This window comes from Massilia sp. IC2-476, from assembly GCF_020707295.1.
In the GTDB taxonomy this organism is placed as follows: Bacteria; Pseudomonadota; Gammaproteobacteria; order Burkholderiales; family Burkholderiaceae_D; genus Telluria.
Genome location: NZ_JAJFER010000009.1, coordinates 96240 through 109229, shown reverse-complemented (window position 1 = coordinate 109229; position 12990 = coordinate 96240). Strand labels below are relative to the sequence as shown.

General features: G+C 67.8%; 9 protein-coding genes. 4 read left to right on the top strand and 5 right to left on the bottom strand.

Annotation, left to right across the window (positions count from 1 at the left end; translation table 11 throughout):
• Positions 1-70 precede the first annotated feature (70 nt).
• Positions 71-1126 carry a tRNA 2-selenouridine(34) synthase MnmH gene (gene mnmH / locus LK539_RS21155; RefSeq protein WP_227803041.1) on the bottom strand — a complete coding sequence of 352 codons (1056 nt, stop codon included), beginning with the start codon at positions 1124-1126 and terminating at the stop codon, positions 71-73.
• Positions 1126-1710 (bottom strand): arylesterase, encoded by a 585-nt coding sequence (locus LK539_RS21150; protein WP_227803040.1) that lies wholly within the window; start codon positions 1708-1710, stop codon positions 1126-1128. The genes mnmH and LK539_RS21150 overlap by 1 nt, the downstream gene beginning before the upstream one ends.
• Positions 1711-1750: 40 nt before the next feature.
• Here LK539_RS21150 and LK539_RS21145 point away from each other — a divergent pair, with 40 nt between their 5' ends.
• Entirely contained in the window at positions 1751-2482 is a 732-nt protein-coding gene (locus tag LK539_RS21145) for an ABC transporter ATP-binding protein (protein ID WP_227803039.1), read from the top strand.
• On the opposite strand, the gene LK539_RS21140 is transcribed toward LK539_RS21145, so the two are convergent.
• Positions 2479-3978, bottom strand: a complete 1500-nt coding sequence (locus tag LK539_RS21140; RefSeq protein ID WP_227803038.1) for an NAD(P)H-hydrate dehydratase — start codon at positions 3976-3978, stop codon at positions 2479-2481. The two genes, LK539_RS21145 and LK539_RS21140, sit on opposite strands and share 4 nt — an antisense overlap.
• Positions 3979-4061: 83 nt before the next feature.
• On the opposite strand from LK539_RS21140, the gene LK539_RS21135 reads away from it, so the two are divergent.
• From LK539_RS21135 to LK539_RS21125, 3 genes are all read left to right on the top strand, one after another.
• Positions 4062-7667 carry a hydantoinase B/oxoprolinase family protein gene (locus LK539_RS21135; RefSeq protein ID WP_227803037.1) on the top strand — a complete coding sequence of 1202 codons (3606 nt, stop codon included), beginning with the start codon at positions 4062-4064 and terminating at the stop codon, positions 7665-7667.
• Positions 7668-7757: 90 nt separating this feature from the next.
• Entirely contained in the window at positions 7758-8795 is a 1038-nt protein-coding gene (locus LK539_RS21130) for a dienelactone hydrolase (protein WP_227803036.1), read from the top strand.
• A 260-nt stretch (positions 8796-9055) separates the two neighbouring features.
• Complete coding sequence (locus LK539_RS21125) at positions 9056-9436, top strand: hypothetical protein (protein ID WP_227803035.1); 381 nt, start codon at positions 9056-9058, stop codon at positions 9434-9436.
• An 84-nt stretch (positions 9437-9520) separates the two neighbouring features.
• On the opposite strand, the gene LK539_RS21120 is transcribed toward LK539_RS21125, so the two are convergent.
• Together LK539_RS21120 and LK539_RS21115 are read right to left on the bottom strand one after the other, a co-directional pair.
• Positions 9521-11194 carry a bifunctional diguanylate cyclase/phosphodiesterase gene (locus LK539_RS21120; protein ID WP_227803034.1) on the bottom strand — a complete coding sequence of 558 codons (1674 nt, stop codon included), beginning with the start codon at positions 11192-11194 and terminating at the stop codon, positions 9521-9523.
• Positions 11195-11235: 41 nt separating this feature from the next.
• Complete coding sequence (locus LK539_RS21115; RefSeq protein WP_227803033.1) at positions 11236-12864, bottom strand: tetratricopeptide repeat-containing response regulator; 1629 nt, start codon at positions 12862-12864, stop codon at positions 11236-11238.
• Between the last annotated feature and the right edge of the window lie 126 nt (positions 12865-12990).

The following is a 12990-nucleotide window of genomic DNA, read 5'->3' as shown; positions in this document are numbered from 1 at the left end:
CGGAATTGGATCCCGGCCTGCGCCGGGATGACGGATCAAAGGCGAGCGGTGAGAATGATGCTAACGGTACTCAAGCAGGATGCAAACTGCGCGCAGCGGCTTCGAAATCACCCTCCGCAATATCGCCCAGCTCCAGCACCTCCGCCTTCGGAAACTGCACGAAGTTCCTGTCGATCGAACGCAGGTAGGCCGGATCGTAGTGCTCCACCAGCAGCTGGTCCACCAGCTCCGCCATCGCGCCGCTATTGGCCATCTCGTGCCAGGCCTTGATCTTCTCGTGGCCGTGCAGCTGCACCAGGTGGTCCAGCTGGCCGGTCAGGGCGGCGGGGTCCTTGCAGAAGTGCTCGTAGTCTTCCATCAGCAGCCGCACCCGGTTCTCGCGCGACAGCGACAGGGAGATGCAGGGCGAGGCGCGCATGCGCTGCATCACCGCATCCGGCACGCGCAGGTTGCCGACCTTTTTGCTTTCCGATTCCACGAACACCGGCCGGCTGGGGTCATAGTGGCGCAGCTGGTGCCAGATCTGGCTCTCGAACATCTTCTGCGTCGGCTGCGGTTCGTCGGGCAGATGGCCCAGTACCGAGCCGCGGTGGGCGGCCAGCTTTTCGAGATCGAGCACCTGGGCACCCATACGGTCCAGGGTCTCGAGCAGGCGGCTCTTGCCGCTGCCGGTGGTGCCGCAGACCACGCGGAAGTCCAGCTCCGGCGGATTCTCCAGGGCGCTGGCCACGTGCGCGCGATAGGCCTTATAGCCGCCGTCGAGCTGCACCACCGGCCAGCCGATCTTGGCCAGGATGTGGGCCATCGAGCCGCTGCGGTTGCCGCCGCGCCAGCAGTAGACCAGCGGCTTCCATTCGCGCGGCTTGTCCGCAAACAGAGTCTCGATATGGCGCGCGATGTTGGCGGCCACCAGCGGCGCGCCGACGCGCTTGGCCTCGAAGGCGCCAACCTGCTTGTACAGCGTGCCGACCCGGATGCGCTGGGCGTCGTCCAGCACCGGCGCGTTGATCGCACCCGGGATGCGGTCGAGCGCGTACTCCGACTCGCTGCGTGCGTCGATGATGGTGTCGAAGGAATCGAGGTCGGGAAGGATGTCGGCGAAGCTCAGGACGGCAGGGTATTTCATTATTTTTTCACGAGCGGCGCGAATTGCGGCCAGATGTTGTTCAGGATGATGGGGTGGGCGGCGGCCGTCGGGTGCAGGCGGTCCTGCTGGAACAGGGCCGGCTTGTCGGCGACGCCTTCCAGCATGAAGGGCACCAGCGGCGATTTGGTTTCGGTGGAAAGCTTCTTGAACATGTTGAAGAAGCTCTCGGTGTAGGCGCGGCCGTAGTTGGGTGGCATGCGCATGCCGACCAGCACCACCTGCGCCTTCTTCTGCTGCGCCATGCTGACCATCGCGCGCAGGTTGCTTTCGGCCGATGCCACCGGCAGGCCGCGCAGGCCGTCGTTGGCGCCGAGCTCGAGGATCATGATGTCGGGCTTGTGCTGCTCCAGCAGGGCGGGCAGGCGGGTGCGCCCGCCGATGGTGGTCTCGCCGCTGACGCTGGCGTTGACCACCTTGGCCTGGACGTTCTCGGCCTTGAGCTTCCGCTCGAGCAGGGCGACCCAGCCGGTGCCGCGGGTAATGCCATATTCGGCGGACAGGCTGTCACCCACCACGAGCACGGTTTTTGGTGCAGAATAGGCGCTCGCCGATGCTGCCAGCATCAGGCAGGCACCGACGGACAACTTTTTAAGAATAGCTAGCATGCGTGATCACCCCGAGGCGTACAAGAATGGTCTGGTCAAAGATACGGCAGCGACGCCCGATGTCCGTACCCCGGCGATTGCCGTCAGCGGCCTGACGAAGCGGGTGGCGGACGCCAGCGGCGAACTCACCATCCTGCAAAACATCGATTTTACCGTGCAACCGGCCGAGACGCTCGCGCTCGTCGGCGCTTCCGGCTCGGGCAAGTCGACCCTGCTCGGCCTGCTGGCCGGCCTCGATACGCCGACCGAAGGCAAGGTGCTGCTGGGCGGGACCGATATCTTCGCCCTCGACGAGGACGGCCGCGCCGCCTTCCGCAAGGCCAAGCTAGGCTTCGTGTTCCAGTCCTTCCAGCTACTGGCCCACCTGAACGCGGTGGAAAACGTGATGCTGCCGCTGGAACTGCGCGGCGACGCCGACGCCCGCGCCAAAGCCGAAGCGATGCTGGGCCGCGTCGGTCTGGGCAGCCGCCTGCGCCACTACCCCAAGTATCTATCCGGCGGCGAACAGCAGCGCGTCGCGCTGGCGCGCGCCTTTGTCACCGAGCCGCCGCTGCTGTTCGCGGACGAGCCGACCGGCAGCCTGGATGCCGCCACGGGCGAGTCGATCATTCAGCTGATGTTCGAACTGAACCGCGAACGCGGATCCACCCTCGTGCTGGTGACGCACGACCCGGCGATGGCCGCGCGCTGCGGCCGCACCATCACGATCGCCGCCGGCCGCCTGGCTTAATTTCTCGCCGCTTCCAGCACCAGGAGGTTCAGCACCGCGCGCGCGGCCGCCGGCAGTTCGCCCGCCGTCATGCCGATCGGCCCGACGCCGTGCGCCACCAAGAGGTCGGCCGCCGCCCCATGGATCCACGCCGCTCCCGCTGCCGCTTCCCATGCCGGCCAGCCCTGCGCCAGCAGGGCGCCGCAGATCCCCGCCAGGACGTCGCCGCTGCCAGCCGTCGCAAGGCCCGCATTGCCGGTCGGGTTGACCAGCATGGCGCCGTCCGGACGCGCAATGACCGAGCCCGATCCCTTCAGGATGACGGCCGCCCCCGTGCGCAGGGCCATCTCGCGCGCCGCCGTCAATCGGTCGGCCTGGATCGCGCTTGCTGTCATGCCGAGCAGGCGCGCCGCTTCCAGTGGGTGTGGCGTCAGCACTGCCGGCGCCATGCGCTGCGCCAGGCGTCCCAGCAGGTCGGGGCTGGCGCCGATCAGGTTGATGGCATCGGCGTCGATCACCAGCGGGCTGTCGCTGTCCAGGGCCTTGGCCAGCAGGCGCATGGCGGTCGCGGAACCGCCCATGCCGGGCCCGATGACGAGCGTCCGCTTGGCAAAATCGAAGTCGTCGGCCAGGCGGAACATGAGCTCGGGCTGCACGCTGTCGTAGCCGGGGCCGGGGTCGAGCATCGCGACAAAGGTCCGGCCGGCGCCGGCGTACAGGGCGCCGCGCGCGGCCAGGACCGGGGCACCCGCCATGCCGTGCGCGCCGCCCATCACGGCGACGTCGCCGAAGCTGCCCTTGTGGGTGTTGTGCCGCCGCGCCGCCAGCCGTCCCGCGAACACCTCGGCCGAAGCGAGGCGCGCGGCAGGCGCGGGCAACAGGTCTTGCGCGAGGCCCAGCCGCTCGACCTGCACCTGGCCCGCGTGGTCGCGGCCGTCCGCCGTGTGCAGTCCAGGCTTGTTCGCCAGGAAGGTGATGGTGTGCGTGGCCCGCACCGCCACGCCGTCGGGGCCGATCACTGCGCCGGTGTCCGCATCCAGCCCGCTGGGCACATCGAGCGCCAGCACCGGGCAGCGCATGCTGTTGAGCGCGGCGACCAGGTCGCGGTATTCGCCCTCAATGGGGCGCGTGAGGCCGATGCCGAACAGGCCGTCGACCGCCAGGCCCCAGTCGGCGTCCGGCGGCAGCATGTCGATGAAGCCGACCGTGCCGTCGCGCGCGCGCTCGTGGGCGCTGGCTGCTTCATCGGTGGTTTCGCGCTGGCCCGGCAGATGCAGCACGGTGGCGTCCACGCCTGCATCGGCGAGGATCGCCGCCATCTCGAGCGCGTCGCCGCCATTGTTGCCCGGACCGGCCAGCAGCAGGACCGGCTTGTCGCGCCGCTCTCCCAGCAGCTCGAGGGCAAATTTGGCCGCGGCTTCGCCGGCCCGGCGCATCAAGGCACCGGGCGGCAGGTCGGCATAGGCGGCCCGTTCGATTTCGCGCAGCTGCGCGGCGGTGTAGAGGTCGGTGTCCATGAGCATATTGTCATGCATTTTCGCCAAACCGGTCGCGCGGGCGGACTACAATAGGCGTTTCTACCCGCAGCAGGAGTACATACATGGACTGGCAGTTCTGGATCGACCGTGGCGGCACCTTCACCGATATCGTGGCACGCCGGCCCGACGGGCAGCTGGTAACGCACAAGCTGCTGTCCGAGAATCCGGAACAGTACCGCGATGCGGCGGTGGCCGGCATCCGCCACCTGCTCGGCCTGGCCGCGGGCGAGCAGGTACCGGTGGTGCAGGTGGAGGCCGTCAAGATGGGTACCACGGTGGCCACCAACGCGCTGCTGGAGCGCAAGGGCGAGCCGACCGTGCTGGCCATCACCCGCGGCTTCCGCGATGCACTGCGCATCGCCTACCAGAACCGGCCGCGCCTGTTCGACCGCCACATCGTGCTGCCCGAGCTGCTGTACGCCGAGGTCCTCGAAATCGAGGAGCGCATGGGCGCCCACGGCGACGTGGTGCTGCCCTTGGACGAAGCCGCCACCCGCGCGGTGCTGCAGGGCGCCTTTGATCGCGGCCTGCGTTCGCTCGCCATCGTGTTCATGCATGGCTACCGCTATACCGCCCACGAGGCGGCGACCGCCCGCATTGCGCGCGAAATCGGCTTTACCCAGGTCTCGGTATCGTACGAGGTCAGCCCCTTGATGAAACTGGTGGCGCGCGGCGACACCACCGTCGTCGATGCCTACCTGTCGCCGATCCTGCGCCGCTACGTCGATCAGGTGGCGGGCGAGCTGCCCGGGGTGAACCTGCAGTTCATGCAGTCCAGCGGCGGACTGACCGATGCGCGCGCTTTCCAGGGCAAGGACAGCATCCTGTCCGGCCCGGCGGGCGGCATCGTCGGCATGGTGCGCGCCAGCCGGCTGGCCGGCTTCGAGCGGGTGATCGGCTTCGACATGGGCGGCACCTCGACCGACGTGTCGCACTTTTCCGGTGAGTTCGAAAGGGTGTTCGAGACCCAGGTGGCGGGCGTTCGCATGCGCGCGCCAATGATGAGCATCCATACCGTGGCGGCCGGGGGCGGCTCGATCCTGCACTTCGACGGCACCCGCTACCGCGTCGGCCCGGACAGCGCCGGCGCCAACCCGGGCCCTGCCAGCTACCGCCGCGGCGGTCCGCTGGCGGTCACCGACTGCAACGTCATGCTCGGCAAGATCCAGCCGCAGCATTTCCCGCGCCTGTTCGGCGCAAGCGGAGATGAGCCGCTCGACCTGGAAGCGGTGCGCGCCGGCTTTGCCGCCATGGCGGAGCACATCGGCCAGGCTACCGGCAGCACGCCTGCGCCGGAAGAAGTGGCGGAAGGCTTCATCCAGATCGCGGTCGGCAACATGGCCAATGCGATCAAGCAGATCTCAGTGCAGCGCGGACACGACGTCACCGAGTACGCACTCACGAGCTTCGGCGGCGCCGGCGGCCAGCATGCCTGCCTGGTGGCCGATGCGCTCGGGATGAAGACCGTGTTCATTCATTCGCTGGCCGGCGTGCTGTCGGCCTACGGCATGGGCCTGGCTGACCAGACCGCGATGCGCGAGCAGGCCGTCGAGCAGCGCCTGAAGGATGCCGGCATCGACGCGCTGGCGGTGCGCCTGGCCGCGCTGGGCGCCAATGCGCGCGACCAGCTGCTGGGGCAGGGCGTGGCTCCGGAGCGCATCGAACTGGTGCAGCGCGTGCACCTGCGTTACGAAGGCACCGATTCGGCCATCGTCGTGCCATTCGGCGAGCTGGACACCATGCAGACGGCCTTCGAGGGCGCCTACAAGCGCCGCTATTCCTTCCTGATGCCGTCGCGCGCGCTGGTGGTCGAGGCAGTGTCGGTCGAGGCCATCGGCCGCTCGGATGCGCCGGCCGAAGCGCGGGCGGGTGAAAACTCCGACGGCTCGATGCCGGCGCCGGGCGAAACCGTCCGCATGTTCAGCGGCGGCGCCTGGCTGGACACCGGCGTGTTCCTGCGCGCGGCCATCCAAGCCGGCGACATCGTGCGCGGCCCGGCCATCATCGCCGAGGCGAACGCCACCACCGTGGTGGAAGCGGGCTGGCAGGCCCAGGTAACGGCCTACAATCACCTGGTTCTGCGCCGGGTGGAAGCGCTGCCCGAACGGCGCGCCATCGGCACCACGGCCGACCCGGTCATGCTGGAGATCTTCAACAACCTGTTCATGTCGATCGCCGAGCAGATGGGCCTGCGCCTGCAGAACACGGCCTATTCGGTGAACATCAAGGAGCGCCTCGACTTCAGCTGCGCGATCTTCGACGCCGACGGCAATCTGGTGGCGAATGCGCCGCACATGCCGGTGCACCTGGGCTCGATGGGCGAGAGCATCAAGTCCGTGATGCGCAAGAACGCCGGCACCATGAAAGCCGGCGACGTCTATGCCCTGAACGACCCGTACAACGGCGGCACCCACCTGCCGGATGTCACGGTGATTTCGCCCGTGTTCGACGAGACTGGCCGCGAAATCCTTTTTTACGTCGGCTCGCGCGGCCACCACGCCGACATCGGCGGCACGACGCCAGGCTCGATGCCGCCGGACTCGCACCACATCGAGCAGGAGGGCGTCCTGATCGACAACTTCAAGCTGGTGGACGGCCTCGACGGCGTGCTGCGCGAGGGGGAGGCGCGTGCGCTGCTCCTTGGTGCGCGCTACCCGGCGCGCAACCCGGACCAGAACCTGGCGGACCTGCGCGCCCAGGTGGCAGCCAACCAGAAGGGCGTCGAGGAACTGCACAAGATGGTGGCGCATTTCGGCCTGGACGTCGTGCGCGCCTACATGGGGCACGTGCAGGACAATGCGGAGGAAGCCGTGCGGCGCGTGATCTCGGCCCTGCAGGATGGGCAGTACCGCTATGAGCTCGACAACGGCGCGCGCATCGAGGTGGCGGTGCGCGTCGACCGCACGAACCGCAGCGCGGAGATCGACTTCACCGGCACCTCAGGCCAGCTGCCCAACAACTTCAATGCGCCCTCGAGCGTCTGCATGGCGGCGGTGCTGTACGTGTTCCGCACGCTGGTCGACGACGAGATCCCGCTGAATGCCGGCTGCCTCAAGCCGCTGAAGGTGATCATCCCGCCGGGCTCGATGCTCAATCCGCATTATCCGGCCTCAGTCGTGTCCGGGAACGTCGAGACCTCGACCTGCATCACCAATGCCCTCTACGGCGCGCTGGGCGTGATGGCGGCCAGCCAGGGCACGATGAACAACTTCACCTTCGGGAACGCGCGCTACCAGTACTACGAGACCATCTCCGGCGGCTCCGGGGCGGGCGAAGGTTTCGATGGGACCGACGTGGTGCAGACCAACATGACCAACTCGCGCCTGACCGACCCGGAGATCCTCGAGTTCCGCTTCCCGGTGCGGCTCGAGAGCTACGAGATCCGTCATGGCTCCGGCGGCGCCGGACGCTGGCGCGGCGGCAACGGCGGCGTGCGCAAGGTCCGCTTCCTGGAGCCGATGACGGCGGCGATCCTGTCGAACAACCGCATCCACGCGCCCTTCGGCATGGCCGGCGGCGAACCCGGGGAGCGGGGCCGCAACACCGTGCTGCGCGCCGACGGCAGCCTGGAGACCCTGGGCCATATCGGCAAGGTCGGCATGGAACAGGGCGACCTGTTCGTGATCGAGACGCCGGGCGGGGGCGGTTTCGGCAAGCCGGAATGTTGATGCGGCGGTTTATGCGCCAGAGGTAGTTGTTGCATCGTCCATCGCTTCGCCAGCAAGATAGGGGCCTTATCCTCTTTTGCGACCACGACGATGAAATGGATACGCCGCGTCTTCCTGCTGCTGGCCGTGCTGGCTTGCGTACTCGCCGGAGCGGTGCTCTGGACCGCGCTGGACTCGAAAAAGCCGGTGGGCTTCCAGATCACCCAAGCTGTGGACGAGGGCGGACAGGCCTTCCCCATCGGCGTGTGGTATCCGACCGAGGCGCGCCCCTGGCCGACCAGCTGGCTGGGACTGCGATTAATGAAGGTCGCGCGCGATGCGGAGGTAGCGGGTAGCGGCCTGCCGCTGGTCGTGATCTCGCACGGCAACGGAGGTGGACCGGGCAGCCATGCCGACCTCGCCCTTGCCCTGGCCGGAGCGGGTTACATCGTGGCGGCGCCCATGCACGCGGGCGACAATTTTACCGACCAAAGCGCTGCCGGGACGGTGCCCTGGCTGGGTGCGCGTTCACGTCAGCTGCGCGCGAGCGTCGACCATATGCTGGGGCGCTGGGAGGGACGAACCGGTATCGACGCAGGGCGGGTCGGCGCCTTCGGATTTTCCGCCGGCGGCGCGACGGTCCTTGTCGCGCTTGGCGCCCGGCCCGACCTGGGACAGATCGCGGCCCATTGCGCCCGAACGCCGGAGTTCATCTGTAAGCTGCTGCGCGAAGGCCGGTCTCCCTTGTTGAATCCTGCGCAGGCACGGGCGGGCAATGTCTTGTCGCCCGACGCCAGGATCAAGGCAGCCGTCGTCGCGGCGCCGGGCCTGGGATTCCTGATGCAGCCGGACGCCCTCGCTGAGGTACGCGCTCCCGTGCAGCTGTGGAGCGGCGAGCGGGACACGCATGTCCCGTACGCGAGCAACACCAGGATGGTTCGCGAGGGACTCGGTCAGCGCGCCGAGTTCCATTCGGTTCCCGGAGCGGGGCATTTCTCCTTCCTGGTGCCATGCGGCCTGTTCGGGCCTCCGCTCCTGTGCGCGGACAGCGCAGACTTCGACAGGGACGCCTTCCATGAGTCCATGAATGCGAGCGTCATCGCCTTCTTCGGCAAGCACCTGGGCAGCCTTGCGCAGGCGCCTCGATGACGAGGGCCGCCCTGTGACAATTCACGCGTTTTTCCGGGCCCTGCGGGCGCTACACTTGCGCTCCTTGCAGCCTGAATCGATGTTGGATCGCCGTGATTTGCCCGAAATGCAGCCATGCCCGCCCCCTTGACGCCACCAATCCGGACTGGCAGTGCCCCAGCTGCGGGGTCTGCTACGCCAAAGTGAACGCAGCGGCCGGCGAGCCTGCCCGGCCGCTGCATAAAGCCGCGGCAAACGTTGGGACGGGCCGTCAGTTCGGCTTGCTGCTGTTCGCCATCCCGCTGCTCGCGCTAGGCTGGGGCGCCAATTCGTATATCGAGCGCCGGGGGCTGGCAGAGGCGGAGACGATCGTGGTCGCCAAGCAGCAGGACAGTGAACGTGGCCGGGCGGCCCTCGACGCAGCCCTGCAGGCGTCCGGCGTGGACGCCAGGCTGTTGCAAGAGCTGGCAGGCCGTCTTGAGAAGAGCTGCGCCCGCAACAAGTACGGCCTGAGCGAAGGCGCTTGCCAGGCGCGCCTGCACGAACGCGAGGACGGGTGCGCGGCGTCGACCGCTCAACGCTTCCCTGGCCAGATCGGCGACACCGCGCGTCTGGAGCGAATCACCGTGGCCTATGTGGGCTGCATCTTCGAAGAAGGCTAGTGCGCCAGCGCGCCGTCGACGTTTGCGTCGATGCAATCGAAATGCGCGCCAAGCCGAGCTCCGATTGCAGCGCTGCAATCGCCTTCAAGCTGGGATGCGCGAGATTTTGCTGTCGAAGGCTTCGAGCCAGGCAGGCAGAGCGTCGGCCGGCATCGGCCGGGCGAGGTAGAAACCCTGGGCCATGTCGCAGCCCAGGGACTGCAGCCGTTCGTAGGTCGCCGCGTCTTCGACGCCCTCCGCGATCGTCTGCAGGCCGATCTTGCGCGCCAGCGACACGACGGTTTCGACGATGTGCTGGCTGTCGGGACTGCTCATCAGGTCGGACACGAAACTGCGGTCGATCTTCAGGTGCGACACTGGCAGGCGCTGCACGTAGGCCAGCGACGAATACCCGGTGCCGAAGTCGTCGATCGCAACCCGGACGCCTTGGCGTGCGAGCAGCTGCAGCTCGGCGGTGGTGCGGGCGACATCCAGCATCAGCGAACTTTCGGTGACCTCGAGTTCGAGCAGGCGCGGCGCGGCGCCGCAGCGCGCCAGCGTATCCAGGATCCGTCTGGCGAAGTCCGGGTGCGCCAGGTTGCGCGACGAGATATTCACGGCTACCGGCAGGTCGATGCCCTGCGCCTGCCACTGCAGCGCCTGGCCCAGGGCCGTCTCCAGCGCGAATGCGGTCAGCGCATGGATCAGGGTGCTCTGCTCGGCGCGCTCGATGAACACGGCGGGCCCGATCAGGCCGCGTTCGCGGTGGTTCCAGCGCATCAGGGCTTCGACCCCGCGCACGGTGCCGGTGCGCAGGCATACCTTGGGCTGGTAGTGCAGCAGCAGCTCGCGCCGCTCCAGCGCGATGCGCAGCCCGCTGAGGATGGCCAGGCTGTCCCTGGTCCTGTCGTGCAGCTGTACCTGGTAGTGGGCGATCTCGCTGCCGGTTTCGAACGCGTGGAAGGTGGCCGACTGGGCGCGGCGCAGGTAATCCTGCGGGGCCACGCCGGCGTCGGCCAGCACCACGTAGCCGACCAGGACGTCGAGGTGCAGCGGCACCTCGCGGTAGAGGAAGGGCAGCTGGAAGGCCGCGCCGACGCGGGCGAGGGTGTCGGCCGAGGCGCCCTCGGGATCCTCGAACAGCACCGCCAGCTGCTCGCTGCTGACGCGGAACACGCGGGCCCCGGGCGGCAGGCTGCCAAGCGCACGCCCGGCCAGCTGCGTCATGTTTTCCTCGACAACCGCCACCCCGAACACCGTGCGCAGCTCCGGCGCATTCCGGATCGACATCACCGCCAGCGCGCGGCGCGCGAAGCCGGACGGGTTGGCGTCGCCGGCGCCCAGCGCGTCGAGCAGGGCGGTCAGGTTGGGAAGTCCGGTGGCCGGGTCGTGCCGGGTCATCCACTGCAGCTTCCGTACCTGGGCGAGGGCCGCATTGCTTGCGATGCCGCTCAGGACGCCGACGAACAGGAAGAAGCCGGTGCGGAACAGCCAGTTGGCGGCCTTTTGCGGCTCGCCGGTGACGACCTCGATCGGCATCAGGGGACCGAGGGCGATGCCCGCGATGACGGCAATCAGGATGCCGCCGGACCAGCCGTAGCACAGGCCCGCCAGCATGACAGGAATGTACATCGAGTGCGAATAGACGTACTTGATGCCGCCGGTGGCATGCACCAGGGAATACACGCCGACCACCATCAACAGCAGTACCGGCAGCATGAGCCAGCCGGACTTGCCTTTGCCCGAACGGAGCCGGAAGTAGGTGTCGACGATCTTCATCGTTTATTGCCGGCCGCGGGCGCGCGGGGACAGGGTGCGGTTCACGTCGAGATACCGTACTTGCGCTTGGCCTGCTGGAACTCGTCCAGCAGCGCGGCCAGGCGTGGATGCGCCGGGTCCATCGCGCGCAGGCGCTCGATCTGTTCGTCCGCCACTTCGGCGAGGCTGTGGTCCCAACCGAGTTCGTTCACCTGGCGCAGGATGCCGCCCGCGACGGCGACCATCACCTGCAGGTTGCCCGGCGCCATGTGCAGGGCCTCGAGCAGGGTTTGCACCGCGCCGCGCACATCGCCCATGTTGCGTTTCTCGTCGGCCACGCCGAGCAGGATCTGGGCCTGGGCGCGCAGTTGCTGGCCCATGCCGTCGGCCAGGTCGGGGCGGCCGGCGCGCACGAACACGCCCATCGCTTCGTCCACCGTCACCGCGCTGGAGGTGTCATGCATGACCGTCATCATGACGTTCGAGGCCTGCTCGTCCATCTGGTGTTCCAGGCAGGCCTGGGCCAGGTTGATCCGCAAATTGGAGGACAGCCCGCTGCTGGTGCGCGCCGCGCTGACGGCGTTCGACAGCTCGGCCACCGCGGCGCTGACGTTGCCGGTCTTCTCCAGCAGCAGGGCGTTCGAATAGGCCTTGCAGGCGTCGACGTTGGCATTGCCGCGCATGCTGCGCTCCAGGTCGCGGATCACGCCGACGGCGCCCGCCACGTCGCCACGCGTTACCAGGGCCTTGACCAGGTTGACGTGGTCTTCGGGGTTGCGGAATTCCGAGTAGCGCGCCTTGGTCACGACCTGCTTGAAGGATTTCTCGGCTGCTTCGGCGTCGCCGTTTTCCATCGCGACTTCACCCAGCTTGCGCAGGCGGCGCACCATGTGCGGCGAGATCGAGACGGCTTCTTCCAGCACCTTCTGGGCGTCGGTACTGGCGCCCAGCTGTTCGTGGCAGCGCGCCAGCAGGTCGTAGGCCGCCATCAGGCGCGGATTGGCCTGCACCAGCGCCTCGAGGGTGTCGCGCGCTTCCTCGAACTGGCCCTGCGCGACCATGGTGCGCGCCAGGCCCAGCCCGGCCCAGCCCAGCGGACGCTCGGCCAGCACGTCGCGGTAGATCGCGGCCGCCTCGCGCTGTTCGCCCACCGACACGTGCAGCTCGGCCTTCAGGCGCAGGAAGTCGAGCGCGTAGCGCGGACTGGCGATGGCGGCGGTGGCGCAGGCGCGGATGGCGTCCACCGGCTTGCCTTGCGCCGCCAGTTGCCATACCGGGAGCAGGGCTGTGCGCCGCTCGAGCGCGCGCTTGATGCGGCTGCTCAGCATCTCGACGGTGAAGGGCTTCAGTACGTAATCGGTCGGAGTCAGCTCGGCCGCGCTGACCACCTTGTCGTACACGCCCTCGGAGGTGAGCATGATGAAGATGGTCGAGGCGGTGATCAAACGGTGGTGGCGCAGGTCTTCCAGCAACTGCTGGCCGTCCTGGCCGTCGCCGGACGGGCCGCCCAGGTCGTATTCGCACAGGATGATGTCGTAGCTGCGTTTGCCGAGCTGCTTGATGGCGGTGCTGGCATTCACGGCTGACTCGACCTTGCTGATGCCGGTCTGGTTCAGCATGTTTTGCAGGCTGCCGCGCATCCCCTGGCTGGGGTCGACGATCAGGACCGACAGGTTGGCGTTCTCTTGCATCTCGCACCATTTGTAATTATGTAGCCGTTACAATACCGATAAGTTCCTGCAGGATCAAGAAATGTCCGTTCTACAAGGTCAACGCTGGCGGGAATGCAACGCTGCATTGCAACACTGTATAATGGC

What these genes read in the sequence shown, in the direction of transcription:
- mnmH (WP_227803041.1), bottom strand. Translation starts at nt 1,126, where the DNA reads ATGAAATACCCTGCCGTCCTGAGCTTCGCCGACATCCTTCCCGACCTC.
- LK539_RS21150 (WP_227803040.1), bottom strand. Translation starts at nt 1,710, where the DNA reads ATGCTGGCAGCATCGGCGAGCGCCTATTCTGCACCAAAAACCGTGCTC.
- LK539_RS21145 (WP_227803039.1), top strand. Translation starts at nt 1,751, where the DNA reads ATGCGTGATCACCCCGAGGCGTACAAGAATGGTCTGGTCAAAGATACG.
- LK539_RS21140 (WP_227803038.1), bottom strand. Translation starts at nt 3,978, where the DNA reads ATGGACACCGACCTCTACACCGCCGCGCAGCTGCGCGAAATCGAACGG.
- LK539_RS21135 (WP_227803037.1), top strand. Translation starts at nt 4,062, where the DNA reads ATGGACTGGCAGTTCTGGATCGACCGTGGCGGCACCTTCACCGATATC.
- LK539_RS21130 (WP_227803036.1), top strand. Translation starts at nt 7,758, where the DNA reads ATGAAATGGATACGCCGCGTCTTCCTGCTGCTGGCCGTGCTGGCTTGC.
- LK539_RS21120 (WP_227803034.1), bottom strand. Translation starts at nt 11,194, where the DNA reads ATGAAGATCGTCGACACCTACTTCCGGCTCCGTTCGGGCAAAGGCAAG.
- LK539_RS21115 (WP_227803033.1), bottom strand. Translation starts at nt 12,864, where the DNA reads ATGCAAGAGAACGCCAACCTGTCGGTCCTGATCGTCGACCCCAGCCAG.